Annotated in this window: 29 protein-coding genes; 14 read left to right on the top strand and 15 right to left on the bottom strand. The window is 61.2% G+C overall.

Annotated features, from left to right (window positions below; genetic code table 11):
• Window positions 1-156: 156 nt before the first annotated feature.
• Both dnaK and dnaJ read left to right on the top strand, forming a co-directional pair.
• Window positions 157-2,061, top strand: coding sequence for a molecular chaperone DnaK (dnaK, locus tag ASG47_RS09660; protein WP_061908512.1), 1,905 nt, complete (start codon window positions 157-159; stop codon window positions 2,059-2,061).
• Between the two features lie 458 nt (window positions 2,062-2,519).
• The gene (dnaJ, locus tag ASG47_RS09655) at window positions 2,520-3,659 is read left to right on the top strand and encodes a molecular chaperone DnaJ (protein ID WP_061908511.1); all 1,140 of its coding nucleotides are present in this window, start codon (window positions 2,520-2,522) and stop codon (window positions 3,657-3,659) included.
• Between the two features lie 49 nt (window positions 3,660-3,708).
• Here the strand turns inward: dnaJ and ASG47_RS09650 are convergent, their stop codons facing one another.
• Window positions 3,709-4,119 carry a VOC family protein gene (locus ASG47_RS09650; protein ID WP_061908510.1) on the bottom strand — a complete coding sequence of 137 codons (411 nt, stop codon included), beginning with the start codon at window positions 4,117-4,119 and terminating at the stop codon, window positions 3,709-3,711.
• Window positions 4,120-4,222: 103 nt separating this feature from the next.
• Between ASG47_RS09650 and ASG47_RS09645 the strand changes: the two genes are divergently transcribed.
• Window positions 4,223-4,765, top strand: coding sequence for an NADPH-dependent FMN reductase (locus ASG47_RS09645; RefSeq protein WP_162243241.1), 543 nt, complete (start codon window positions 4,223-4,225; stop codon window positions 4,763-4,765).
• Window positions 4,762-5,367 (top strand): histidine phosphatase family protein, encoded by a 606-nt coding sequence (locus ASG47_RS09640; RefSeq protein WP_061908508.1) that lies wholly within the window; start codon window positions 4,762-4,764, stop codon window positions 5,365-5,367. Before ASG47_RS09645 ends, ASG47_RS09640 begins: the two co-directional genes overlap by 4 nt.
• Here the strand turns inward: ASG47_RS09640 and ASG47_RS09635 are convergent.
• Complete coding sequence (locus ASG47_RS09635; RefSeq protein ID WP_061908507.1) at window positions 5,364-5,789, bottom strand: MarR family winged helix-turn-helix transcriptional regulator; 426 nt, start codon at window positions 5,787-5,789, stop codon at window positions 5,364-5,366. The two genes, ASG47_RS09640 and ASG47_RS09635, sit on opposite strands and share 4 nt — an antisense overlap.
• Before the next feature lie 156 nt (window positions 5,790-5,945).
• Here ASG47_RS09635 and pyrF point away from each other — a divergent pair, with 156 nt between their 5' ends.
• Window positions 5,946-6,647, top strand: coding sequence for an orotidine-5'-phosphate decarboxylase (gene pyrF / locus ASG47_RS09630; RefSeq protein WP_061908506.1), 702 nt, complete (start codon window positions 5,946-5,948; stop codon window positions 6,645-6,647).
• A complete protein-coding gene (locus tag ASG47_RS09625) occupies window positions 6,644-7,411 on the top strand; it encodes a TIM barrel protein (RefSeq protein WP_061908505.1) in 768 nt (255 codons plus the stop codon). The genes pyrF and ASG47_RS09625 overlap by 4 nt, the downstream gene beginning before the upstream one ends.
• Before the next feature lie 222 nt (window positions 7,412-7,633).
• On the opposite strand, the gene ASG47_RS09620 is transcribed toward ASG47_RS09625, so the two are convergent.
• Together ASG47_RS09620 and ASG47_RS09615 are read right to left on the bottom strand one after the other, a co-directional pair.
• Window positions 7,634-8,638: an adenosine kinase gene (locus ASG47_RS09620; protein WP_061908504.1), complete on the bottom strand. Its 1,005-nt coding sequence runs from the start codon at window positions 8,636-8,638 to the stop codon at window positions 7,634-7,636.
• 82 nt (window positions 8,639-8,720) lie between these two features.
• On the bottom strand, window positions 8,721-9,281 hold the full coding sequence (locus tag ASG47_RS09615; protein ID WP_061908503.1) for a TetR/AcrR family transcriptional regulator: 561 nt from the start codon (window positions 9,279-9,281) through the stop codon (window positions 8,721-8,723).
• 57 nt (window positions 9,282-9,338) lie between these two features.
• Here ASG47_RS09615 and ASG47_RS09610 point away from each other — a divergent pair, with 57 nt between their 5' ends.
• On the top strand, window positions 9,339-9,791 hold the full coding sequence (locus ASG47_RS09610) for a DUF2214 family protein (protein ID WP_061908502.1): 453 nt from the start codon (window positions 9,339-9,341) through the stop codon (window positions 9,789-9,791).
• Here the strand turns inward: ASG47_RS09610 and nth are convergent.
• Entirely contained in the window at window positions 9,788-10,459 is a 672-nt protein-coding gene (nth, locus tag ASG47_RS09605) for an endonuclease III (protein ID WP_061908501.1), read from the bottom strand. The genes ASG47_RS09610 and nth overlap by 4 nt on opposite strands.
• Window positions 10,460-10,504: 45 nt before the next feature.
• Here nth and ASG47_RS09600 point away from each other — a divergent pair, with 45 nt between their 5' ends.
• Together ASG47_RS09600 and ASG47_RS09595 are read left to right on the top strand one after the other, a co-directional pair.
• The gene (locus ASG47_RS09600) at window positions 10,505-10,990 is read left to right on the top strand and encodes a DUF2244 domain-containing protein (RefSeq protein ID WP_082511659.1); all 486 of its coding nucleotides are present in this window, start codon (window positions 10,505-10,507) and stop codon (window positions 10,988-10,990) included.
• A 76-nt stretch (window positions 10,991-11,066) separates the two neighbouring features.
• On the top strand, window positions 11,067-11,936 hold the full coding sequence (locus ASG47_RS09595) for a methylated-DNA--[protein]-cysteine S-methyltransferase (RefSeq protein WP_061908499.1): 870 nt from the start codon (window positions 11,067-11,069) through the stop codon (window positions 11,934-11,936).
• 165 nt (window positions 11,937-12,101) lie between these two features.
• On the opposite strand, the gene ASG47_RS09590 is transcribed toward ASG47_RS09595, so the two are convergent.
• Complete coding sequence (locus ASG47_RS09590; RefSeq protein ID WP_061908498.1) at window positions 12,102-12,716, bottom strand: 2,3-bisphosphoglycerate-dependent phosphoglycerate mutase; 615 nt, start codon at window positions 12,714-12,716, stop codon at window positions 12,102-12,104.
• A gap of 11 nt (window positions 12,717-12,727) precedes the next feature.
• Complete coding sequence (gene dapB, locus ASG47_RS09585; RefSeq protein ID WP_061908497.1) at window positions 12,728-13,540, bottom strand: 4-hydroxy-tetrahydrodipicolinate reductase; 813 nt, start codon at window positions 13,538-13,540, stop codon at window positions 12,728-12,730.
• Between the two features lie 145 nt (window positions 13,541-13,685).
• Between dapB and ASG47_RS09580 the strand changes: the two genes are divergently transcribed.
• The gene (locus tag ASG47_RS09580; RefSeq protein ID WP_061908496.1) at window positions 13,686-14,036 is read left to right on the top strand and encodes a VOC family protein; all 351 of its coding nucleotides are present in this window, start codon (window positions 13,686-13,688) and stop codon (window positions 14,034-14,036) included.
• Here the strand turns inward: ASG47_RS09580 and coaA are convergent.
• The 8 genes from coaA to hisB all read right to left on the bottom strand — a co-directional run bounded on the left by coaA (window position 14,033) and on the right by hisB (window position 19,122).
• Window positions 14,033-14,971, bottom strand: coding sequence for a type I pantothenate kinase (gene coaA / locus ASG47_RS09575; protein WP_061908495.1), 939 nt, complete (start codon window positions 14,969-14,971; stop codon window positions 14,033-14,035). The genes ASG47_RS09580 and coaA overlap by 4 nt on opposite strands.
• Window positions 14,971-15,288 carry a phosphoribosyl-ATP diphosphatase gene (locus ASG47_RS09570; protein ID WP_061908897.1) on the bottom strand — a complete coding sequence of 106 codons (318 nt, stop codon included), beginning with the start codon at window positions 15,286-15,288 and terminating at the stop codon, window positions 14,971-14,973. Before ASG47_RS09570 ends, coaA begins: the two co-directional genes overlap by 1 nt.
• Window positions 15,289-15,406: 118 nt before the next feature.
• Window positions 15,407-16,207 carry an imidazole glycerol phosphate synthase subunit HisF gene (hisF, locus tag ASG47_RS09565; RefSeq protein WP_061908494.1) on the bottom strand — a complete coding sequence of 267 codons (801 nt, stop codon included), beginning with the start codon at window positions 16,205-16,207 and terminating at the stop codon, window positions 15,407-15,409.
• Window positions 16,204-16,533: a hypothetical protein gene (locus ASG47_RS09560; protein WP_061908493.1), complete on the bottom strand. Its 330-nt coding sequence runs from the start codon at window positions 16,531-16,533 to the stop codon at window positions 16,204-16,206. Before ASG47_RS09560 ends, hisF begins: the two co-directional genes overlap by 4 nt.
• On the bottom strand, window positions 16,530-17,258 hold the full coding sequence (hisA, locus tag ASG47_RS09555) for a 1-(5-phosphoribosyl)-5-[(5-phosphoribosylamino)methylideneamino]imidazole-4-carboxamide isomerase (RefSeq protein ID WP_061908492.1): 729 nt from the start codon (window positions 17,256-17,258) through the stop codon (window positions 16,530-16,532). The genes ASG47_RS09560 and hisA overlap by 4 nt, the downstream gene beginning before the upstream one ends.
• A 138-nt stretch (window positions 17,259-17,396) precedes the next feature.
• Complete coding sequence (gene hisH, locus ASG47_RS09550; protein ID WP_061908491.1) at window positions 17,397-18,041, bottom strand: imidazole glycerol phosphate synthase subunit HisH; 645 nt, start codon at window positions 18,039-18,041, stop codon at window positions 17,397-17,399.
• Window positions 18,038-18,391 carry a DUF2628 domain-containing protein gene (locus ASG47_RS09545; protein ID WP_061908490.1) on the bottom strand — a complete coding sequence of 118 codons (354 nt, stop codon included), beginning with the start codon at window positions 18,389-18,391 and terminating at the stop codon, window positions 18,038-18,040. Before ASG47_RS09545 ends, hisH begins: the two co-directional genes overlap by 4 nt.
• Window positions 18,392-18,534: 143 nt before the next feature.
• Window positions 18,535-19,122 (bottom strand): imidazoleglycerol-phosphate dehydratase HisB, encoded by a 588-nt coding sequence (gene hisB / locus ASG47_RS09540; RefSeq protein ID WP_156464046.1) that lies wholly within the window; start codon window positions 19,120-19,122, stop codon window positions 18,535-18,537.
• A gap of 130 nt (window positions 19,123-19,252) precedes the next feature.
• Here hisB and ASG47_RS09535 point away from each other — a divergent pair, with 130 nt between their 5' ends.
• From ASG47_RS09535 to hslU, 4 genes are all read left to right on the top strand, one after another.
• Window positions 19,253-19,750: a hypothetical protein gene (locus tag ASG47_RS09535; RefSeq protein WP_156464045.1), complete on the top strand. Its 498-nt coding sequence runs from the start codon at window positions 19,253-19,255 to the stop codon at window positions 19,748-19,750.
• A gap of 64 nt (window positions 19,751-19,814) precedes the next feature.
• Window positions 19,815-20,369: an ATP-dependent protease subunit HslV gene (gene hslV / locus ASG47_RS09530; protein WP_061908487.1), complete on the top strand. Its 555-nt coding sequence runs from the start codon at window positions 19,815-19,817 to the stop codon at window positions 20,367-20,369.
• A 1-nt stretch (window position 20,370) separates the two neighbouring features.
• Window positions 20,371-20,886, top strand: a complete 516-nt coding sequence (locus tag ASG47_RS09525; RefSeq protein ID WP_162243240.1) for a GNAT family N-acetyltransferase — start codon at window positions 20,371-20,373, stop codon at window positions 20,884-20,886.
• A gap of 21 nt (window positions 20,887-20,907) precedes the next feature.
• Window positions 20,908-22,218 carry an ATP-dependent protease ATPase subunit HslU gene (hslU, locus tag ASG47_RS09520; protein WP_061908485.1) on the top strand — a complete coding sequence of 437 codons (1,311 nt, stop codon included), beginning with the start codon at window positions 20,908-20,910 and terminating at the stop codon, window positions 22,216-22,218.
• Window positions 22,219-22,367: the final 149 nt, after the last annotated feature.

Raw genomic sequence — 22,367 nt, 5'->3', positions numbered from 1 at the left:
GCCATGCTTGAAGCCCCAAGCGCACCCCCCTATATACGCCCCGAGGCCCTGAAAATGGGCCAAATCAACCTACGAGGGACCCCGCCCTGTTGGGGCAGAAGCTGCTTCGCGAGAAGGGCTTCACCGAAGGGTTCGCTGTAAAGAGAGGCTAGAGTTATGGCAAAAGTCATTGGTATCGACCTCGGTACAACCAATAGCTGCGTCGCCGTCATGGACGGCAGCAATCCCAAAGTGATCGAAAATGCCGAAGGCGCCCGGACGACCCCGTCCATGGTTGCTTTCTCCAAGGATGGCGAGCGCCTCGTTGGCCAGCCGGCCAAGCGCCAGGCTGTGACCAATCCCGAAGGCACGCTTTTCGCCGTCAAGCGCCTGATCGGCCGCCGTTACGACGATAAGGTCGTCGCCAAGGACAAGGGCCTCGTTCCCTTCAAGATCGTGCCCGCCGACAATGGCGACGCATGGGTCGAAGCTTCGGGCGACAAATTCTCGCCGAGCCAGGTCTCGGCCATGATCTTGCAGAAGATGAAGGAAACCGCCGAAGCCTATCTCGGCGAGACCGTCACGCAGGCCGTCATCACCGTTCCTGCCTATTTCAACGATTCCCAGCGCCAGGCCACCAAGGATGCAGGCAAGATTGCCGGCCTTGAAGTGCTGCGCATCATCAACGAGCCGACGGCAGCTGCGCTTGCCTATGGCCTCGACAAGAAGAACTCGGGCACCATCGCGGTCTATGACCTCGGCGGCGGTACCTTCGACGTTTCCATCCTCGAAATCGGCGATGGCGTCTTCGAAGTGAAGTCGACCAATGGCGACACCTTCCTCGGTGGCGAAGACTTTGACATGCGTCTCGTCGATTATCTCGCCGACGAGTTCAAGAAAGAGCAGGGCATCGACCTGCGCAACGACAAGCTCGCTCTGCAGCGCCTCAAGGAAGCTGCCGAAAAGGCCAAGATCGAACTGTCGTCTTCGACCCAGACCGAAATCAACCTGCCCTTCATCACGGCAGATGCTTCGGGTCCAAAGCACCTCACGCTGAAGCTGTCGCGCTCCAAGCTTGAATCGCTGGTCGACGACCTGATCCAGCGCACCATTGAGCCGTGCAAACAGGCAATGAAGGATGCCGGCATTTCCGCGAGCCAGATCGACGAAGTCGTTCTCGTGGGCGGTATGAGCCGCATGCCCAAGGTGCAAGAAGCTGTGAAGCAGCTTTTCGGCAAGGAACCGCACAAGGGTGTTAACCCGGACGAAGTCGTGGCGCTTGGTGCTGCGATTCAGGGCGGCGTGTTGCAGGGCGACGTCAAGGACGTGCTGCTGCTCGACGTGACCCCGCTTAGCCTCGGCATCGAAACACTCGGTGGCGTCTTTACGCGCCTCATCGATCGCAACACCACGATCCCGACCAAGAAGAGCCAGACCTTCTCGACCGCTGAAGACAATCAGTCGGCCGTGACCATCCGGGTCTTCCAGGGCGAACGCGAAATGGCCGCAGACAACAAGCTCCTTGGCAATTTCGACCTCGCCGGCATTCCGCCCGCACCGCGTGGCGTGCCGCAGATCGAAGTGACTTTCGACATTGACGCCAACGGCCTCGTCAACGTTTCGGCGAAGGACAAGGGCACCGGCAAGGAACAGCAGATCCGCATCCAGGCGTCTGGTGGTCTTTCGGACGCCGACATCGAAAAGATGGTCAAGGACGCCGAAGCCAATGCTGATGCCGACAAGCGCAAGCGCGAAGCGGTGGAAGCCAAGAACCAGGCCGAATCGCTTGTTCACTCGACCGAAAAGTCGCTCAAGGACTATGGCGACAAGGTTTCGGCTGAGGATAAGTCGGCTATCGAAACCGCGATCACCGACCTTCGTGGCGTGCTCGATGGCGACAATGCCGAGCTGATCAAGGAAAAGACCTCTGCCCTCGCCGAAGCCTCGATGAAGCTTGGCGAAGCCATGTACAAGGCATCGCAGGCTGAAGCTGAAGCCAAGGCGAACGGCACGCGCGACGAAGAAGACGACGATGTTGTCGACGCCGACTTCGAAGAGGTCAAGGACGACGACAAGAAGTAAACGCTAGGCGTTTTTGATTTGGGGCTCGGTGGAAACACCGGGCCTTTTTGTTTTGAAGCTAACTACCGACAGCATTATCCGGGTTTCCTTCTCCCCTTGAGGGAGAAGGTGGCGCGCAGCGCCGGATGAGGGGTATTCTTACCATGTCCTCTGCTGGCTCCCCTGCGGAGGAGAGATACCCCTCACCCTGACTTTCTCGCTGGACGCGAAAAGTCTCTCCCTCTCCCTCAAGGGGCGAGGGAGGGTCAGTGACTGGCAACGTTCCACGTGAATCACTGCCATTCGCTTGCCGCCGTTGCCCCGTCACCTCACTCTTGCTAAAGCACTTTTGACACGGCTCCAGACCTTGCCGACCCCAGACCCCTTGCGGGTTGTGGGGTCGATTGCCATCTAGGGACCAACAGAAGAATCCAAGCGGGGCGCGGCAAGAGCGCGACCGGCTGTTTCGGAGAAGATTTTTGGCAAAACGCGATTTTTACGAAGTGCTCGGCTGCCAGAAGGGCAGTGACGAAGCCACCCTGAAAAGCGCCTATCGCAAACTCGCTATGCAGTTTCACCCGGATCGTAATCCGGGAAATGCCGAAGCCGAGAACAAGTTCAAGGAAATCAACGAAGCCTATGACACGCTCAAAGACGCGCAAAAACGCGCGGCCTATGACCGGTTTGGCCACGCGGCCTTCGAACAGGGCGGCGGACGCGGTGGCCATGGCTTTGGGCCGGAATTTTCCTCGTCCATGTCGGATATCTTTGAAGACATCTTTGGGGATTTCATGGGCGGCGGCGGTGGCCGTCGTGGCGGGGGCGGCGGCGCGTCAAAGCTGCGCGGCTCGGATCTGCGTTACAATCTTGAAATCGCGTTAGAGGAAAGCTTTGAGGGCCGCACGGTCGAAATCGACGTGCCGACGCTCGTTGGTTGCGACACCTGCGACGGTTCGGGCGCCAAGCCCGGTACGGGTACCCATACGTGCCGTCAGTGTAACGGCCACGGTAAGGTGCGCGCGGCGCAGGGGTTCTTTACGATCGAACGCACCTGCCCGGTTTGCCAGGGCCGCGGCCAGATGATGGACCAGCCTTGCACCGATTGCGGTGGCCAGGGCCGCCGTCAGGAGCATCGCAAACTTTCCGTCGATATTCCAAAGGGGATCGAAGACGGCACGCGCATTCGTCTTGCCAATGAGGGCGAGGCCGGGGTGCGCGGCGGACCGCCGGGCGATCTTTATATTTTCATCTCGATCAAGCCGCATGACCTGTTCCAGCGCGATGGCGCGGACCTTTATGCACGCGTGCCGATTTCGATGACCACCGCGGCCCTGGGTGGCGAATTCGAGGTGCCGACGCTCGATAATGCGCGCGCCAAGGTGAAGGTGCCGACCGGCACGCAGCCGGGGCAGCGGGTACGCCTCAAGGGCAAGGGCATGCCGGTGTTGCGAAGCAAGGATGTCGGCGATCTCTATGTTCAGCTCGATATCGAGACGCCGCAGAACCTTTCAAAGAAGCAGCGCGAACTGCTCGAGGAATTCGCAGCGCTCGAGACCGGGGAGACCAGCCCGGAATCGGGTGGGTTCTTCGATAAGCTGAAGAAAATGTTTGAGGCCTAAAATGAAAATCCCCGCGAGAGCGGGGATTTTTGTTTGAAGGGTTAGAACCTTACGCCGCCGGCGGTTCGCCGCTCATGTCCATCCAGACATATTCCCACACGTGGCCATCGATATCGGCAATGGCGCGGGAATACATGAAGCCCATGTCCTGGGCGGGGCGGAATTCGCTGCCGCCGGCCTTGAGGCCGGCTTCGGCGATGGCGTCCACCGCTTCGCGGCTTTCGCGCGAGAGGGCATAAAGCGCGCCGGTCTCAGTCTTGGCATCGGGGATGGGATTGGACGAGAATTGCTTGAACTTCTCGTGGGTCAGCACCATCACGTAGATCGAATCCGAGATGACGATGCAGGCGGCGGCGTCGTCGGTGAACTGCGGGTTGTGATCAAAGCCCAAGGCTTTGTAATAGGCCATCGAGGCCTTGAGATCGGCGACGGGGACGTTGACGAAGATCATGGACGGCATGCGGGGTCTCCTCTTGACGTAGGTTAGCGCGGCAGGAATTCTGCCATTGCCCTGATGACGATTGAAGCTTTCCGGCTTCGACATGGTCCCCAAAGGAATTTTGATGAAGACCGCGCTGACCCTTTCCGGATCGATCCGCCAAGGCTCTTACAATCGAGTGCTGCAAAAGCATATGGGCCGGGCCCTGACGCAGGCCGGCGTGGCGGTGACCGAGATCGACCTTTCCGATTTTCCCATGCCGATCTTTAACGAAGATCTCGAAGCGGAAAATGTGCCGGAGGCGGCGGTGCGGCTTGCCGAGATGTGGCGCAGCCATGACATCGTCTTCATCGCAAGCCCCGAATATAATGGTGGGGCTTCGCCGCTGATCGTCAACACAATCACCTGGCTCAGCCGGCAAAAGCCGAGCCCATTTCGGAATGCCGTCTTCGGCATCGGCGGGGTAAGCTCGGGCAAATATGGGACGATCTGGGGGCTGAGCCATCTCCGCGAATCGCTGACCAAGGTCGGGACGCTCGTCGTGCCGACGCTGCTCGGGATCGGGCCGGCAGAGGGTGCGTTCGACGAGAATGGCGACCCGACGGAAAAGCCGATTATCCGCAAGGTCGAGCAGATGGTGACAGAGCTCACGAGCTTTTCGCGATGAAGGCGCTTTATCTCACCCATCCGCAGGTCAAACTCGACGCTGCCGTGCCGGTGCCCCTTTGGGGGCTTTCGGCGGAGGGTCGAGACAGAGCTGAAGCCTTTGCTGCCCGCCGGATCGTCCCGGCGGGCACTTTTGTTTTTTCGAGCCGGGAAACCAAGGCGTTGGAGCTGGCCGAGATCGTTGCGGCACAGGCGGGAACGCCGGTGCTGGCCGATCACTTGATGGGCGAGAACGACAGGAGCTCGACCGGCTTTCTGCCGCCGGCTCTGTTCGAGGAAATGGCGGACCGGTTCTTTGGCGAACCGGAAACGAGTGCGGATGGTTGGGAGCGGGCGGTCGATGCGCAGCAACGGATCGTCAGCACGGTGCTGATGGCTCTCAAAAGCGTGCCGCCGGACACGCCGGTGATTTTTTGCGGGCACGGGGCCGTGGGCACTTTGCTGAAATGCCATTTGGGCAAGCGGGCGATTGCGCGCAGCGAAGACCAGAGCCGGCACGCCAATCGCGGCGGCGGCAATGCATTTCTGTTCGATGCCGAGAGCCAGGAATTGCTCAGCGAATGGTTGGAGATGGAGGCGCTGCCGGACGCGTGGTGGTGCTAAACTTTTAGCGCGAAGAGATCGAGGGCGTCGTTGAGTGCTTCGGTGAGGCGATCGAGCCGGGCAGGGTCGGTTTCAAGCTGGCGCAGGCGATTGGGACCGGCGAGCGGGACGGCACCGACGAGATCGAGCCCCTTTTGCGTGATGGCAACGAGACGGGCGCGGCGATCCCGTGGGTCGGTGCGGACGATGCAGAGATCGAGACGGCGCAGTTCATCGATCGATTGGCCGAGTGTCGCCGCGTGCATGTTGAGCCCCTTGCGGAGGGCGGCGAGCGCCATGTGGGGCCGCTCGGCGAGCGTATGAAGCACTGCCAATTGCAGGCCGGTGATCCCGTGGCGCTGTTTCAGTTCGAGATGAAACGCGGCGATGGCGGAATCGAGCCGCATCCAGGCGACGAGGGTGGAGAGGGCCTGTTGCTGCATGCTTTTTGTAACCGAAGAAGGGGAATCGCGGCTTTTATGATGCCATAGGAGTCGCGCCACAAGCTCTTATGGTGGCATAGGATCGGCAATTCGGCCTTGCGGCATCTGGCTCGATATGCGACCCGAACCCAAATCAGCGACAGAAGGGATTTTGCCATGGCCGGCCATTTGATCGTGGGGCTCGACGTTTCGTCACGCGCCCGCGCCGAAGACATCATCACCGCGCTGGGCGATACGGTCGACTATTACAAGATCGGCTATCAGTGCTTTTATGGCGCCGATGGCTTTGCGCTGGGCAAGGATCTGATCGCGGCGGGTAAGAAGGTGTTTTTCGACCTCAAGCTCCTCGACATCGACAATACGATCGAAAAGGGCGTCGGGGCGATCGCGGAAACCGGCGCGGCGATGCTGACGGTACATGCTTATCCCAAGACCATGCGGTCGGCGCAGAAGGCCGCCGCGGGATCGGGGTTGATGGTGCTGGGGGTGACAGTGCTCACCTCGATGGACGATGCCGACGTCAAGGAAGCTGGATACGAGCGGGATGCGGCAGGGCTCGTGGCGCTGCGGGCGCAACAGGCCAAGGAAGCGGGAATCGGCGGCATTGTCGCGTCGTCGCATGAGGCGGAAATGGTGCGGACGATTCTGGGGCCCAAAATGGCGATCGTGACGCCGGGTATCCGGCCGGCCGGCGCAGCGCTTGGAGACCAGAAGCGGGTGATGACGCCGGCGGAGGCACTGGCCGTGGGCGCAACGCATCTGGTCGTGGCGCGGCCGATCGTCGAGGCGCCAGATCCGGCGGCGGCGGCGAAGGCGATTTTGGCCGAGATGGCCGGTGGCGGAACGAGGTTCGCATGACGAAATATTCAGCCTGCATCGAAATGTTGTTCGTGCCGGAAAGCGCGGACCCAGTGGAGCGCGTGCGCCTTGCCAAGGCGGCCGGGTTCGAGGCAGTCGAATTCTGGCTCTGGTCCAACAAAGATCTCGACGGGATCGAGAGGGTGCTGGGTGAGACCGGCATTACCCTCGCCGGGATCGTCGCCGAACCTTTTGCCGAGCTAACGCGGGCAGGGGACCATGACCAGTTTCTGGTGGGGCTCGAAAAGAGCCGCGACGTAGCGCTGCGGCTTGGGGCCAAGGTTTTGATCTGCCAGTCGGGGCCACTGCTCGATGGGATCGATCGCGCACGGCAGCATGACGACCTGACGCTGGCCATGGCGCGCTCGGCCGATGTTTTGCAGGGGTCAGGCGTGCGGCTGGGGCTGGAGCCACTCAATGATCTTGTGGATCATCCGGGCTATTATCTGACCAGCACGGTTGAAGCGCTCGATATCATGGACAAGGTCGATCGGCCCGAGATCGGGATCACCTATGATCTCTATCATTCCATGGTGATGGGCGAGGTGCCGGAAGAGGTGGTTGGTAATCGGGCCAGGCACATTGTGCATGTGCATGTGGCTGATCATCCGGGACGCAATCAACCGGGGAGTGGCGGGCTAGATTTGAAGCGGCCGCTGGGGTGGTTGGCAGCGCAGGGATATGATGGGTTTGTGGGGCTGGAGTTTCGGCCGACGGCTGGGACGGGTGAAGCGCTGGCGCAGATGCGCAGTTCGCTCAGCTAGCACCAGATCTCCCTTCTCCCCCTGTGGGAGAAGGTGCCCCGAAGGGGTCACCGAATTCGCTTTTGCGAATTTCGGTTGGGATGAGGGGTATGCGATCTATCTGCGGCGTTCGAACGTGTGGATAGAACCCCTCACCCTTTAATTCTGCTGAACGCAGAATTGCTGTCCCTCTCCCACAAGGGGCGAGGGGAGGCCGGTGGGTGGGGCGAGCTTCGGTGGCTACTAGCCGACCAGACCGTGCTTCCGGCTAAGATCCTGCAGGTCGAGCTGCGGTCTCGCGCCGATATGCGAGATGACTTCGGACGCAGCAAGACATCCTGTCTTGAGTGCGGATTCAAGATTCTGGCCCCGTGCCATTGCCAGCAAAAAGCCCGACGCAAAAAGGTCGCCGGCGCCGGTGGCGTCGACTACTTTATCGACTGCAAAGGCGGGGACCGAGACGACTTCGCCATTGTATACCGCCATAGCACCCTCGGCGCCCATGGTGATGGCGGCCAATTCGGCATCTTGCGCGATGGCGCGGACGGCCGTGCCGAGATCATCGGTTTCGTAGAGCGACTTCAGTTCGTGCACATTGGCAAAAACATAGTCGATGGTTTTGGAGCGGATCAGATCCAGGAATTCGGCGCGGTAGCGATCGACGCAGAACGGGTCCGAGAGCGTGAAGGCGGCGGCGCGTTCATGCTTGTGGGCATAGTGGGCGGCGAGCACGAAGGCCTTTTTGGCTTCCACCGGATCCCACAAAAACCCTTCCATATAGGTGATGGCGGCGGCGCCGATGTCGTCGGGGCGGATATCGGCTTCGGTGAGCTGATGGCAGGCGCCGAGATAGGTGTTCATGGTGCGCTCGCCATCTTCGGAGACGAAGATCATGCAGCGGGCGGTGAGGGCGCCATTCTTGAGGCGCGAGGTGTTGTAGTGCACTTCGATGGCGTCGAGATCGGTTTCGAAGACATCGCCAAGCGGATCATCGGCGACCTTGCCGATAAAGGCAGCGCGGCCGCCGAGCGAGGCGACACCAGCGGCGGTATTGGCGGCGGAACCACCTGAAATCTGCTGCCGACTCAGCGGCATTTTGGAATAGAGGTCCTCGGCCCGATCGGTATCGATCAGGTGCATGATCCCCTCTTTCATGCCCTCGCGTTCGATGAAGCCGGGCTCGACCGGTGCGATGATATCGACGATCGCATTGCCGATGGTGAGCACGTCGAAGCGGGTCTGGGTCATGGGGGCCGGACACTTTTGGGAAAAACCGCTCGGGGTTTAACCCATGAGGTCGCCATGGGCAATGTTTGGCGTCGCCAGTGCTTTAGAGACTGCCAATAATCTCGGCGATCAGCGCCTCTCGATCTTCGCCGGCACGCAACGCGATCTGGCTATCGAGGAGCAGAATGGCAAGGCCATGGACCTTGGCCCAGGCGGCGAGCGCCTTGATGCGACCGGTGCCGACATCGCCGCCGACAATATGGCGCAGGGTTTCAAAAGCAGCATCGGCTGCCATTTTGAGGCCTGGGCGACCATCTTTTTTGAGCTGTGGCGAGAACATCAGGCGGAAGAGATTGGGGTTTTCGAGGGCGAAGGCGACATAGGTCTGGCCCATGACCGCCATTGGATCCTTGGGATTGCTGGCGGCGACGGCTTCCATGGACGCGGCAAAACGCTGGAAGCCCGTCACGGCGAGCGCTTCGAGGAGAGCGGCGCGCGAATCGAAATGGCGATACGGGGCGGCCGGGGACACGCCGACCGCCCGCGCCAGATCGCGAAGACCTAGGCCAGCCTCGCCCTCTTTTTGCAAAATGATCAGCGCGGCTTCAAGGAGAGCCTGGCGGAGATGGCCATGATGATAAGGCGCGTTCAGAGATGTTGACATTGTTCACTTTAGAAGAATAAATGTGATCACCGTTAACACCTGAACGAGGACAGAGCAATGGACTGGAACCTGATACTGGCCTGCGCACACCATTTGGCCGTGTTTACGCTGGTCGCTGTTTTCGCAGCGGAGTTCGCGCTGCTGCGACCGGGGCTGGGCGGCGAGCGGCTTGGCCAGCTCGCCAAGCTCGATGCCGCCTACGGCGCCATCGCCATGGTGGTGATCGCCGTCGGTGTTGTCCGCGTCTGGTTCGGCGGGATCGACCCCATGTATTATCTGACCAATCACGCCTTCTGGGGCAAGATGGCTGCGTTTCTCGTCATGGGACTGCTGACAATTCAGCCGACCATCGCCGTCCGCCGTTGGGTCAAGGCGGGCGGCGGCGCTGCAGACTACGTCGTGCCGGCCAATGAGATCAGCACCAGCCGCCGTTTCGTGCATCTGCAGGCGGGCGTCTTGCTGTTAATCCCGCTCTTTGCAGCAGCGATGGCGCGGGGCTATGGCAGCTAGCCGCGCGGCAGCGGCGTCTTCGGCTCGAACAGGCACCATTCGCGGATCGGGCAGCGCCAGCATTCGGGTTTTCGCGCCTTGCAGATATAGCGGCCATGGAGGATCAGCCAATGGTGCGCGTGGAGCATAAACCGCTCCGGCACCTGCTTGGTTAGGGCGAGTTCGACCTCCATCGGAGTTTTTCCCGGGGCAAGACCGGTGCGATTGCCGACGCGGAACAGGTGGGTATCCACCGCAATGGTCGGCTGCTTGAAATAGATGTTCAGCACCACATTAGCCGTCTTGCGGCCGACGCCGGGCAGGGCTTCGAGGGCCTCGCGATTGTCGGGCACTTCGCCGCCATGGAGATCGATCAGCATCTGCGAAAGGGCAAAGACGTTCTTGGCCTTGCCGCGATAGAGGCCGATGGTGCGGATCAATTCGGTGATCTGCTCGACGCCCAGAGCCACCATGGCAGAAGGTGAAGGGGCGAGTTCGAAGAGGCGCTTGGTGGCCTTGTTGACGCCGGCGTCGGTGGCCTGGGCGGACAGGACCACCGCGACGAGAAGGGTGAAGGCGTTGATATAATCCAGCTCGCCCTTTGGCTCGGGCTCGATCTCGTGGAACCGCTCGAAGATGGCTTCGGCGGCAACACGATTAAGTTTTTTCACTTTTCTTGGACTTGGCATTCTCTCGCCCCCGAATCTCTGCCAATATTTCAGGGCGAGTCCATCATGCCAATGCAAACCAGCACCACGACCAGTCCTCTCTTTTCGGCCACCTTGCGGCCGGACAGATCTTTGCGCGCTGCCGGCGGCTGGATCGGGTTGGCGGTCGCCGGGCTTTTGGGCCTGCCGTTTCTGGTGGCGGTGCCGGAATTTATCCTGCCGGGGATCGCTGGCTTTGCGATTGCAGGCGGCGGATTGACGGCGCTGTCCTGGCGTCTATCGCGGCGGGCAAAGCTGATCGAGCAGATCACGGTCTGGAGCGACCAGGTCGAGATTCTGACGACGGGTCCGCGGCAGGAGAAAAAGCTGCGGCGGCTCGATCCGAAAAAAGTCCGGCTGGTGCTTAAGCGCGACGACAATGAGCGGACGCTCGCCATGCATCTGCGCCAGGGCAATGATCTCATCGAGCTCGGCGGGTTTTTGGCTATTGGGGACAAATCGAGTTTTGCCCGCGCTTTTGGCCGGGCGCTGCGAAAAGCGCGGCAGAGCTAAACTCGGTAAAAATCGGGTCGAACCGGTGATCGTCGCAGGGTAGAGTTTTCCGGAATTGGAATGAAGGTTCCGGCAAATGAACCAGCTCACCGCGCTTGCGCCGCAAGACGATTATGACACCATCCGCGCCGCCATCCGCTATCTCAGCGAAAATGGTCCCGACGCCACCGACCTGCCGCGCTTTGCGCGGGCCTTGGGCCTAACCGAGCGGCAGTTGACTGACCTCTTCCGGCGCTGGTGTGGTCTCTCGCCCAAAAGCTTTGCGCAGGCTGTGGCGCTTGATCATGCAAAATCGCTGCTGCGCGATCAGGCGAGTGTGCTCGACACGACCTATGAGGTCGGCCTGTCGTCGACCTCGCGGCTCCACGATCTCTTTGTCACCTATGAAGCGATGCCGCCGGGTGTGTTTCGGGCCGGGGGCGAGGGGATCGACATGATCTGGGGTGTGGCGCCGTCACCCTTCGGGCTCGCAGTGATCACGGCAACGGATTACGGGATTTCGGGGCTGGGCTTTGCCGATGCGGAGACCAGCATTGAAGACGCCTTCGCCGATCTGGCCAATCGCTGGCCGCGGGCGCGGTTTACGCGGAACGATGCGCGGATCGTCCAGATGGCCGCAGGAATTTTCGAGCCCGGTCGATGGTCACCGGATCAGCCGGTGCGCGTCGTGCTGATCGGTACGGATTTTGAGGTCAAGGTCTGGGAAACGCTGCTCAAAATCCCCGTGGGGCAGGCAGTGACCTATTCCAATGTTGCCAACCATATCGGGCGACCGACGGCTTCGCGGGCGGTGGGCGCAGCGGTGGGGAAGAATCCGATCAGTTTCGTCGTGCCCTGCCACCGCGTGGTGGGCACGTCGGGCGCGCTGACGGGATATCACTGGGGCGTGCCGCGGAAGCGGGCGATCTTGGGCTGGGAAGCGGGGGTTATTTCGGCGGCACATTGAGCGGCCGAGGTTTCACGTGAATCCGCAAGGCCCCCTCAGCCGGCCCTGCGGGCCGACCTCTCCCCCCAAGGGAGAGGTGTCGCTCCGCGACTTCAGCAAACTCCTACCTCTCCCTCTGGGGGAGAGGTCGACAGCGCAGCTGGCGGGTGAGGGGGCCTTCTGGAATTAAAGCTTCAGTCGCTCGACCAGCTTCCCATCCGGACCGATCTTATAGACCGTTGGCTCACCGGTGCCGATTTCACGCGCCAGGATTTCGTCCGGCGTCAAGCCTTCGATGGCCATCACCAAAGCGCGCAAAGAGTTGCCGTGGGCGGCAATCAGCACTGTCTTGCCGGCTTTGAGCTGAGGCAGGATCTCGGCGTCGTAATAGGGCAGGGTGCGGGCTGCGGTGTCTTTCAGCGACTCGCCGCCCGGAGGGGGAACGTCGAAGGACCGGCGCCAGATCAGCACTTGCTCTTCGCCCCATTTGACTCGGGCATCGTCCTTGTTGAGGCCTGAGAGATCGCCGTAGTCGCGTTCGTTGAGCGCGATGTTGCGGGTGATGGTGACGTTGAGAATACCCATCTCCTCAAGGATGAGATCGAGCGTGTGCTGGGCGCGGCGGAGGGCCGAGGTGTAGAAAAGGTCGGGCGCGAAGTTTGCCGCCTTGAGCGCCTTGCCCGTGGCGCGGGCTTCGCCCTCACCCTGCTCGGTGAGGTTGGGATTGCGCCAACCGGTAAAAAGATTCTTGAGGTTCCATTCGCTCTGGCCGTGACGGACCAGGATCAGTGTGCCGGACATTCTTTTGTTCCCTAGTCGTTGAGGCCGAGGACGTCGGCCATGGTGTAAAGGCCCGCAGGCTGGTGGGTGGCCCAGAGGGCGGCGCGGACGGCGCCGTTGGCGTAGATGGTGCGGTCTTGGGCGCGGTGGTTAAGCTCGATGCGCTCGGAGGGACCGGCGAGGATGACCATGTGGTCGCCGATGACATTGCCACCGCGCAGGGTCGCAAAGCCAATGGTGCCGAATTCGCGCGGGCCGGTATGACCATCGCGCACGCGCACGGAATGATCTTTCAGTGAAATATTGCGCCCCTTGGCGGCAGCTTCCCCGAGCATCAACGCGGTGCCCGAGGGCGCGTCGACCTTGAGGTTGTGGTGCATTTCCAGAACTTCGACGTCGTAGTCGGGCAGGGCCTGCGCGGCCTTTTCGACGAGCACGGCGAGTGCAACCATGCCGGGCGAAAAATTTCCGGATTTGACGATCCGCGCGCCCGCTGCAGCGGCGGCAGCGATTTCGGCATCGTCGGCTTCGGAGCAGCCGGTGGTACCGATGAGGTGAACCAGGCCCTTGGTGGCGGCAAGCTGGGCAAGCGCCACGGTTGCGGCGGGGGCCGTAAAGTCGATGATGACGTCGGCCTGGTCGAGCAGCGCCGTGATATCGTCGGTCACTTGGACACCGAGCGCGTCGATGCCGGCGAGGGTGCCCGCATCCTTGCCGATGGAACTTGCGCCAGGGCGATCAACAGCGCCGACCAGTTTGAGCCCGGCACTTGCAGCCACTGCCCTGATATTGGCGCCGCCCATACGGCCGCCGGCACCGGCAACCACGGTTCTGAGCTCTGTCATGCCCGGTCTCCCGAATTCGTCGAGAACGCCTATATCAGTGCCAGGCCCAACCGCCAACTCTCTGGCGCAATTGAGCAAGTCGAGCCCAATCGACACAATTGCCACAAAACCCTAACTTAGTGGCCGAAGCAGAAACGGACCCGCAATGACCATTTCAAATGCGCTGGCCAGCATCGCTGTCGAAAGCCTCTCGGAATCGCTCGTCTGGTACGAGTATCTTTTCGGCCGCAAGGCCGATGCCCGGCCCATGGCCGATGTCGCCGAATGGAAGCTTCCGGGCGGTGGCTGGGTGCATGTGGCGACCGATGCCGACCGGGCGGGGGCGAGCACTGTTACGCTTATCGTCGATGATCTGGCCGACGAGATCGGGCGATTGGAAATGTTCGGGATCAAGCCAGTTGCCAAAGCCATCGGCCATTTCTTCAGCACCGCCAAACTGCGCGACCCCGATGGCAATCTTATTGTCCTCAGCCAGCCGCAACCGGGAACGTATTAAACCCGCCGCAAGCTCACATTCTCGATCAGATGGTCTTTGCCCTTTTTGAGGATCAAGTCGGCGCGTCCTCTTGTGGGCAGCACGTTGTCGACGAGGTTGGGTAGGTTGATCGTGCGCCAGACCTGGCGGCCAAAAGTTCCGGCCTCTTCTTCGCTCATTTCGGCGAAGCGGCGGAAGAAGGAGGTGGGGTCCTTGAAGGCCGTTTCGCGGAGGCGAAAGAAACGCTGCATGAACCAGTCTTCGAGGTCGTCATTGTCGGCGTCGATATAGACCGAGAAATCGATGAAATCGGAGGCAAAGAGGATGGGGCGACCGGTGCGCGGCAATTCGCCGGGCTGCAGGATATTGAGGCCCTCGACGATCAAAATGTCGGGGCGATCGACGACAATCTCCTCGCCCGCCACGACGTCGTAGACGAGGTGGGAATAGACCGGCACCTTCACCTTGGCCTTGCCCGATTTGATATCGCCCAAAAACTTGACAAAGCGTGCGCGGTCGTAGCTTTCGGGAAAACCCTTGCGCTCCATCAGGCCTTTTTCGGTGAGCGTCGCATTGGAATACAAAAATCCGTCGGTGGTGACGAGATCGACGCGTGGGGTGGATGGCCAGCGCGACAGCAGCGCTTTCAGAATACGCGCGGTGGTCGATTTGCCGACCGCAACCGAGCCGGCGACGCCGATGATGAAGGGCACCTTGTGGCCATGTGGGGTTTGAAGGAACCGCGATTGGACATTGTGGAGGCCCTGGATGGCTTCGACGTAATAGGACAGAAGCCGCGATATTGGCAGATAGACCTCTTCGGCCTCGGTCAGCGAGATCGGGTCGGTCAGGCCGCGCAGGCGATCGATGTCGCCCTGGTCCAGCGTCATCGGCGCACCGTCGCGCAGCTTGCTCCACTCGCCCTTGGTGAAATGGTGATAGGGATCGAGAGCCATCAGCTTTGGTCCGTTCTGGAGGCTTTTTCGGCAAGGCCGGATTGAGCGGTGCGGGCATCGAGCTCGGCCATGACCAGGCTCAGCGGCACACCGGACGCGCGCAGGACGACGAGCATATGGAAAAGCAGATCGGCCGATTCCTTGACGAGCTCGGCCTTGTCGCCGGTGACGGCGGCGATGACCATTTCGGTGGCTTCCTCGCCGACCTTTTGCGCTGTTTTGTTGATGCCGCGCGAAATGAGCTTGGCCGTATAGCTTTCCTCGGGCGAGGCAGCAGCGCGCAGAGCAATGCGGGCTTCGAGGTCTTCAAGGGTCATATTTGTCTCCCCAACCACCGCCGTCATCCCGGCCTTGAGCCGGGATCCATCTTGAGATTTCAGGATGGGCCCCGGCCTTCGCCGGGGTGACAATCTAGGCTGGTTTCAGTTTTGAGTCTCAAGCCGAAGCGGGATCCATTCTCATGGCAATCCCGTGTTCGACCATATAGCGCTTGGCCTCAGGAATCGTAAAAGTGCCGAAGTGGAAGATGGACGCGGCGAGGACGGCGCTGGCATGGCCTTCGATGACGCCATCGACGAGGTCCTGCAATTTGCCGACGCCGCCTGAGGCGATGACCGGGACTTCGACTTCGTCTGCGATCATCCGGGTCAGCTTGAGATCAAAACCGGACTTGGTGCCGTCACGGTCCATGGAGGTGACGAGCAATTCGCCTGCGCCACGCTCGACCATTTTAGCGGCGAACTCCACCGCGTCGATGCCGGTCGGCTTGCGGCCGCCATGGGTGTAGATTTCCCATTCCGAGCGATTATCGCCGCCGACGCGCGCATCGAGCCGCTGCTTGGCATCGACCGAAACGACGATGCATTGATTGCCGAATTTATCGGCCGCCCGAGAGATGAAATCGGGATCGCTCACAGCCGCAGAATTGATCGCGACCTTATCGGCCCCGGCGAGGAGAAGCTTGCGGATGTCCTCGATCGAGCGAACGCCGCCGCCGACCGTGACCGGCATGAAGCAATGTTCGGCGGTGCGAGCGACGACGTCGAAAATCGTGTCGCGGCCTTCATGGCTCGCGGTGATGTCGAGAAAAGTGAGTTCATCGGCGCCAGCCGCGTCATAAGCCATGGCGGCCTGGACAGGATCGCCGGCATCGATGAGATCGACGAAATTGACGCCCTTGACGACACGGCCGCCAGCCACGTCGAGACAGGGAATGATGCGGGTCTTGAGGCTCATGGCTGAATGCCCTTTTGGTGCCGCCCCCAGGCGATGCGGTGGGTGGTGACGATGACGATCCAGACGATCACGGCGCCGAAGCCGAGCGGCAGGGTGAGAAGGCCGAACCAGCCCATGACGAACATCGTATAAAGCATGTCGCCCATATCGGTGCCGCCGACCATGCAGACATTGACCCCGCCCTCATTGAGATTGCAGCCATTGGCGCTAGCAACACTGCTGGAAATGATGACCGAGATTACCGGGCCGAGCGCAATCAACAGGATGACGATCAGCACCAGGATATAGCGCAGCCACGGAAAGCGGGGCGGCTGGATCTCGCTCATGCGGCCCTCAATTTGGCGAGTGCTTCACGTGAATCAATCCGTCCATCATAGAGCGCACGGCCGGAAATGGCGCCTTCGAGGACTTGGTATTCCGGGCGGGTCATGCGCTCGATATCGTCCATGGACGCAAGGCCGCCTGAGGCGATGACGGGGATGGATGTCGAGCGGGCGAGGTCGAGGGTCGAGTCCCAGTTGATCCCGGCTAGAATGCCATCGCGGTCGATGTCGGTATAGATGATGGCGGCCACGCCAGCGCCTTCGAAGCGTTTGGCAAGTTCCACGATGGAGAGTTCGGAGGTTTCCGCCCAACCTTCCACCGCCACCATGCCGCCCTTGGCATCGGTGCCGACGGCGACCTGGCCGGGCCATTTTTTGGCGGCTTCTTTCACCAGCTCCGGATCGCGCACGGCGACGGTGCCGAGAATGACGCGGGCGAGACCCTTGTCGAGCCAGGCTTCGATATGATCGAGCGTGCGAATGCCACCGCCGAGCTGGACAGGGAAGTTGACAGCTTTGAGGATGCTCTCCACCGCCGCGCCATTGACGCTCTCGCCGGCAAAGGCGCCGTTGAGATCGACGACGTGCAGATATTCAAAGCCCTGGTCTTCGAAACTCTTGGCCTGGGCGGCGGGATCGTCGTTGAAGACGGTCGCCTGATTCATGTCGCCGAGTTTCAGGCGCACGCACTGGCCGTCTTTGAGGTCGATGGCGGGGAAGAGGATCATGGTCTTTTGCCCTTTGGCAGAACCCCCACCCGGCCTCCCCCTGAAGGGGGGAGGGGCAGGGACTTTGGCTTTGGCACGATCGTGCCTCAAACTCGAACGCGTCTCTCCCCCTTCAGGGGGAGGTTAGGTGGGGGTGCCTCACGGCGCCCAGCTCAAAAAATTCTCGATCAGCTTCAGTCCCAGCGCCTGGCTTTTCTCCGGGTGAAACTGCGTCCCAAAAATATTGTCGCGGCCGATGCAAGCCGTCACCGCGCCACCATAATCGGTCGTGGCGATGAGGTGCGTCGGGTCACTCGTATGGAAATGGTAGGAGTGGACGAAATAGGCGTGGAGCCCATCGGGGATGCCGGCGAGAAGGGCGTGGGGATTGAGCACCGAAATGGTGTTCCAGCCCATATGCGGGATCTTCAAAGCCGGATCGGACGGGGTGATCTTTTCGACGGCGCCGGGGATCCAGCCGAGGCCCTGGGTGATGGTTTTCTCGCGGCCTTCGGTGGCAAGCAGTTGCATGCCGACGCAGACGCCGAGGAAGGGCGTGGTGCCACGGATCACGCGTTCGTCCAAAACTTCGGTCATGCCGGGGACGGCATCGAGGCCGGCCTTGCAATCGGCGAAGGCGCCGACGCCGGGGAGCATGATGCGGTCAGCGCGACGCACGAGATCGGGGTCGGCGGTGACGATGATGTCGGTGCCATCGCCGCGTTCAGCAGCGACGCGCTCGAAGGCATTGGCGGCGGAGCGCAGATTGCCCGCGCCATAATCGATGATCGCGACAGTGCTCATGAGCGATGCTCCAGAACGGCCAGACGTGCGAGATCGGCATCGCTGGCGAAGCGGTGACCCGCTTCTTTAAATTTGCGGCGCTCAAGCGCGCGACGTCGGGCGCCTGGCGCCGCAACACCGAAGGCGATGGCAAAGAGCAGGTAGAGCCAGAACGCGGTCTCGCTGCCGAGGAAGCGACCGGCGAGCACGACGAGGCCGGCACTGATGACGAAAAGCCCAAGCTGATCCCAGAGCCGATGGACGAGCGCATGAACGGGCGGCAGGAGCGCCGCGAACCACGAAAAACGCTCGGCGACGGCCGCGGGAAGGGCCGTTGCGTCGGGGGATCGGTAGAGGGCGAAAAGGGTCACGGAAGGCTCCGAATACTCGATGTCATCCCGGCCTTGGGCCCGGATCCATCCTGAGATCTCGAGATGGGCCCCGGCTCGAGGCCGGGGTGACATCCGTATTTGGGGCTGACTTAGTGCAAAAACGCGCCAAGCGGAAGGGCGCTTTAAAGCGTGCCCTTGGTGCTCGGCACGCGGTCGGCCTGACGGGGGTCGATCTCGAGCGCATCGCGCAAGGCGCGCGCCACCGCCTTGAACATCGACTCGGCCAGATGATGGTTGTTGTCGAAGTAGAAATTTTCGATGTGGAGCGTGATGCCCGCATTGATGGCGAAAGCCTGGAAGAACTCGCGGAACAGCTCGGTGTCGATGTCGCCGATCTTGTCGCGGTTGAATTCAGCCTTGAAGACGAGGAAGGGGCGGCCGGAAACATCAAGCGCGGCGCGGGTCAGCGTGCCGTCCATGGGCAGGTCGCATGAGGCGTAGCGGCGGATGCCCTTCTTGTCGCCGATGGCTTGGCTGATGGCTTGGCCCAGCGCAATGCCGACATCTTCCACCGTGTGGTGGAAATCGATGTGCAGGTCGCCCTGGCAGGACACATCCATGTCGATGAGCGAGTGGCGCGAGAGCTGGTCGAGCATGTGATCGAAGAAGCCCACGCCGGTCGCCATTTTATGCGTGCCGGTGCCGTCGAGATTGATCGAGACTGATATCTCGGTCTCGTTGGTCTTGCGGGCGATGCTGGCGGTGCGCATGGGCGTCTCTCCGATGGTCGCGGCTCATTAGCAGATAGGCGCAAAGGCATAAAGATGGCGTTGCCGTGCCATGGCAGTTCCATATTTCAATGCAGGCTGGCGCGAGGTTTTCAGCTTGAAGGATTTGTCGATGCGCTTGGTCCCCGTTTTCGCCCTCGGACTTTTGGTTCTTGCGCCGCTCCCGGCCGAGGCACAATCGACGCGCGACGCCTGCACGCTGCTCGACAAGAACCTGCTGACGGAGACCCTGGGCCAGGAGCCGGAACTGCGCGAAGAAAATGGCGCAGGCACCGGCGTGTCGCTTTGCAGCTGGCGCGGTGGCGAAGGGGAGGGCGTTCGCGTCCATTCGATTACGGCGGTGAGCCAGAACATCGTCGGGGGCACGCCGCTCGAGTATTTCAAGCAGCACCAAGGCTACAAATTCGAAGAGCTGACCGCAGCCAATGTGGCCACCATCGAGGGGCCTTGGCAGGCGGGGTATCTGGTCGATGTGACGACAGAGCCCAATCCCGATCAGCTCTACGTGCTTACCTTCATCAACAAGGATGACACGGTGACCATCGAGACCTATGGCCTCCCCAAAGAGACGACCGTTGCTCTCGCGGAGTCTGTCGCGCGCGGCATGTAGCCGCGCATTGCAATCACGCAGCGCGCTCCTAAATAGTACTCAACAGTTCGGAGTACCTCCCCAAATGAGCGACAACACTTCTCCCGGGTGGCACGGGACAACCATCGTTTCCGTGCGCAAGGGCAACAAGGTCGTGGTGGCTGGCGATGGCCAGGTGTCCATGGGCCAGACCGTGATGAAACATGGCGCGAAAAAAGTGCGGCGCCTTGCCGGCGGCAAGGTGATCGGCGGCTTTGCCGGTTCGACCGCTGATGCCTTTACCCTCTTCGAGCGGCTTGAAGCCAAGCTCGAGCAATATCCAGATCAGTTGATGCGCGCGGCCGTCGAGCTCGCCAAGGACTGGCGGACCGATCGCTATCTGCGCAAGCTTGAAGCCATGATGATCGTGGCCGACAAGACTGACACGCTGGTGCTGACGGGCAATGGCGATGTGCTGACGCCCGACCATGGCGTCATCGCTATCGGCTCGGGCGGCAATTATGCTCATTCGGCGGCGCTCGCTTTGCATCAGGCGACCGAGCTTGATGCCGAAGACATCGCCCGCCGCGCCATGAAGATCGCCGAGGAAATCTGCGTCTATACCAATGGCAATGTCACGCTCGAAACGATCGAGACCTGACGTGCGTTTTTCTATCCGGCGGCTCGGAGCAGGGGACGTGGCGGCCTATCGGGCGATAAGGCTCGAAGGTCTTGCCAACCACCCTGAGGCGTTTTTGTCTTCGGCCGAAGCCTTCGCTGAAAAGAGCCATGCCGAGATCGGGCGGATGCTCGAAGGGTTGACCGTTTTCGGTGCTTTCACGCCGGATGGTCTGCTCGCCGGGATCAATGCTTTCCTCCAAAACGAAGGCACCAAGGATCGGCACCGTGGCTGGATGCTGCAGGTCTATGTGCGGCCCGAGTTTCGCGGCACGGGCGCATCCAAGGCGCTTTGCGAGCATCTGATCGAGCATGCACGTGGCAAGGTCATCCAGGTGCATTTAGGCGTCTGGTCGGAAAACGAGCCGGCAATCCGGCTTTATAAAAAGCTGGGCTTTGAGGTCTATGGCACCGAGCCCCGCTATCTCTACGTGAACGGTCGATATCTCGACGAACACCTGATGGTGCGCTTCCTGGACCGCGATGCGGCCCAACAGTAAGGTACTGTGGAAAGTAACAAAATGACAGAGACCAATTTTTCGCCGCGCGAGATCGTTTCCGAGCTCGACCGCAATATTGTCGGCCAGCATGACGCCAAGCGCGCGGTGGCCGTGGCGCTGAGGAATCGCTGGCGCCGGCAGCAGTTGCCGCCCGAATTGCGCCGCGAGGTCACGCCAAAAAATATCCTGATGATCGGGCCGACCGGCGTCGGCAAGACCGAGATTTCGCGCCGTCTGGCGCGGCTTGCGCAAGCGCCGTTCGTTAAGGTGGAGGCCACCAAGTTCACCGAAGTCGGCTATGTGGGCCGCGATGTCGAGCAGATCATTCGCGATCTCGTCGAAGCGGGGATTACGGTTCTCCGCGACAAGCGGCGGCGGGATGTGCAGGCGCAAGCCCACCATAATGCCGAAGAGCGCGTGCTCGACGCCTTGGTCGGCACGTCGGCTACCCCTTCAACGCGCGATTCGTTCCGCTTGAAGCTCCGCAACAACGAGCTCGACGACAAGGAAATCGAGATCGAAATGCAGCCGGCCCCCAATACGGGCGGGTTTGAAATGCCGGGCATGCCCAATGGCGGCATCGGCATGATCAATCTCAGCGACATGTTCAAATCGGCTATGGGCGGCCGCGGGGTCAAGCGTAAGGTCAAGGTCAAGGACGCCTATGAGCCGCTAATCGCCGAGGAAGCCGACAAGCTGCTCGATCAGGAACAGCTCAAGACCGAAGCCATCGAGCTCGTTGAGAACCACGGCATCGTCTTCATCGACGAGATCGACAAGGTGGCGCAGCGCGAAGGCGGCGTGCAGGGCGGGCCATCGCGTGAAGGCGTGCAGCGCGATCTGCTACCCTTGATTGAAGGCACGACGGTCGCGACGAAATATGGGCCGGTCAAGACCGACCATGTCCTCTTCATTGCTTCGGGCGCTTTCCATGTCTCGAAGCCCAGCGATCTCTTGCCTGAGCTTCAGGGTCGTCTGCCGATCCGGGTGGAGCTGAAAGCCCTGACGCGCGAGGATTTCATTCGTATCCTCAACGATACCGAGGCGAGCCTCGTGCGCCAATATGTGGCGTTGCTCGGCACCGAAGGCGTGACGCTCACGTTCACCACCGACGCGATCGAGGCGATTGCGGATGCGGCGGTCAAGGTCAATTCCTCGGTCGAGAATATTGGCGCCCGTCGTCTGCAGACGGTCATGGAACGGCTGGTCGAAGAGATTTCCTTCGATGCGCCGGATAAGGCCGGACAGGCCATTGAGATCGATGCAGCCTTTGTGCGCGAGAAGGTGGGTGTGTTGGCTGGGGACACGGACTTGAGCAAGTTCGTGCTTTAGCGACCAGAGCTACCACACGCTCGATGTCGCACCCTCCCCTGGACGGGGAGGGTTGGGGAGGGGTGTTCTCACACCCGGGATCATGGCTCCCGCACCCCCTCCCAACCTCCCCCGTGAAGGGGGAGGTGCTGCGTCAGTGGCGAGGAGGC

It is taken from the genome of Devosia sp. Leaf420 (genome assembly GCF_001425445.1).
GTDB lineage: Bacteria > Pseudomonadota > Alphaproteobacteria > Rhizobiales > Devosiaceae > Devosia.
Note: the sequence above shows the minus strand (reverse complement) of the source record. Positions and strands in the feature narration are given on the sequence as shown.

Excerpts from the sequence above, each read along its gene's own strand:
- dnaK (WP_061908512.1), top strand. The coding sequence starts at position 157 with ATGGCAAAAGTCATTGGTATCGACCTCGGTACAACCAATAGCTGCGTC.
- ASG47_RS09650 (WP_061908510.1), bottom strand. The coding sequence starts at position 4,119 with ATGCCGTCCATGATCTTCGTCAACGTCCCCGTCGCCGATCTCAAGGCC.
- ASG47_RS09645 (WP_162243241.1), top strand. The coding sequence starts at position 4,223 with ATGAAGACCGCGCTGACCCTTTCCGGATCGATCCGCCAAGGCTCTTAC.
- ASG47_RS09640 (WP_061908508.1), top strand. The coding sequence starts at position 4,762 with ATGAAGGCGCTTTATCTCACCCATCCGCAGGTCAAACTCGACGCTGCC.
- ASG47_RS09635 (WP_061908507.1), bottom strand. The coding sequence starts at position 5,789 with ATGCAGCAACAGGCCCTCTCCACCCTCGTCGCCTGGATGCGGCTCGAT.
- pyrF (WP_061908506.1), top strand. The coding sequence starts at position 5,946 with ATGGCCGGCCATTTGATCGTGGGGCTCGACGTTTCGTCACGCGCCCGC.
- ASG47_RS09625 (WP_061908505.1), top strand. The coding sequence starts at position 6,644 with ATGACGAAATATTCAGCCTGCATCGAAATGTTGTTCGTGCCGGAAAGC.
- ASG47_RS09620 (WP_061908504.1), bottom strand. The coding sequence starts at position 8,638 with ATGACCCAGACCCGCTTCGACGTGCTCACCATCGGCAATGCGATCGTC.
- ASG47_RS09615 (WP_061908503.1), bottom strand. The coding sequence starts at position 9,281 with ATGTCAACATCTCTGAACGCGCCTTATCATCATGGCCATCTCCGCCAG.
- ASG47_RS09610 (WP_061908502.1), top strand. The coding sequence starts at position 9,339 with ATGGACTGGAACCTGATACTGGCCTGCGCACACCATTTGGCCGTGTTT.
- nth (WP_061908501.1), bottom strand. The coding sequence starts at position 10,459 with ATGCCAAGTCCAAGAAAAGTGAAAAAACTTAATCGTGTTGCCGCCGAA.
- ASG47_RS09600 (WP_082511659.1), top strand. The coding sequence starts at position 10,505 with ATGCCAATGCAAACCAGCACCACGACCAGTCCTCTCTTTTCGGCCACC.
- ASG47_RS09595 (WP_061908499.1), top strand. The coding sequence starts at position 11,067 with ATGAACCAGCTCACCGCGCTTGCGCCGCAAGACGATTATGACACCATC.
- ASG47_RS09590 (WP_061908498.1), bottom strand. The coding sequence starts at position 12,716 with ATGTCCGGCACACTGATCCTGGTCCGTCACGGCCAGAGCGAATGGAAC.
- dapB (WP_061908497.1), bottom strand. The coding sequence starts at position 13,540 with ATGACAGAGCTCAGAACCGTGGTTGCCGGTGCCGGCGGCCGTATGGGC.
- ASG47_RS09580 (WP_061908496.1), top strand. The coding sequence starts at position 13,686 with ATGACCATTTCAAATGCGCTGGCCAGCATCGCTGTCGAAAGCCTCTCG.
- coaA (WP_061908495.1), bottom strand. The coding sequence starts at position 14,971 with ATGGCTCTCGATCCCTATCACCATTTCACCAAGGGCGAGTGGAGCAAG.
- ASG47_RS09570 (WP_061908897.1), bottom strand. The coding sequence starts at position 15,288 with ATGACCCTTGAAGACCTCGAAGCCCGCATTGCTCTGCGCGCTGCTGCC.
- hisF (WP_061908494.1), bottom strand. The coding sequence starts at position 16,207 with ATGAGCCTCAAGACCCGCATCATTCCCTGTCTCGACGTGGCTGGCGGC.
- ASG47_RS09560 (WP_061908493.1), bottom strand. The coding sequence starts at position 16,533 with ATGAGCGAGATCCAGCCGCCCCGCTTTCCGTGGCTGCGCTATATCCTG.
- hisA (WP_061908492.1), bottom strand. The coding sequence starts at position 17,258 with ATGATCCTCTTCCCCGCCATCGACCTCAAAGACGGCCAGTGCGTGCGC.
- hisH (WP_061908491.1), bottom strand. The coding sequence starts at position 18,041 with ATGAGCACTGTCGCGATCATCGATTATGGCGCGGGCAATCTGCGCTCC.
- hisB (WP_156464046.1), bottom strand. The coding sequence starts at position 19,122 with ATGCGCACCGCCAGCATCGCCCGCAAGACCAACGAGACCGAGATATCA.
- ASG47_RS09535 (WP_156464045.1), top strand. The coding sequence starts at position 19,253 with ATGCGCTTGGTCCCCGTTTTCGCCCTCGGACTTTTGGTTCTTGCGCCG.
- hslV (WP_061908487.1), top strand. The coding sequence starts at position 19,815 with ATGAGCGACAACACTTCTCCCGGGTGGCACGGGACAACCATCGTTTCC.
- hslU (WP_061908485.1), top strand. The coding sequence starts at position 20,908 with ATGACAGAGACCAATTTTTCGCCGCGCGAGATCGTTTCCGAGCTCGAC.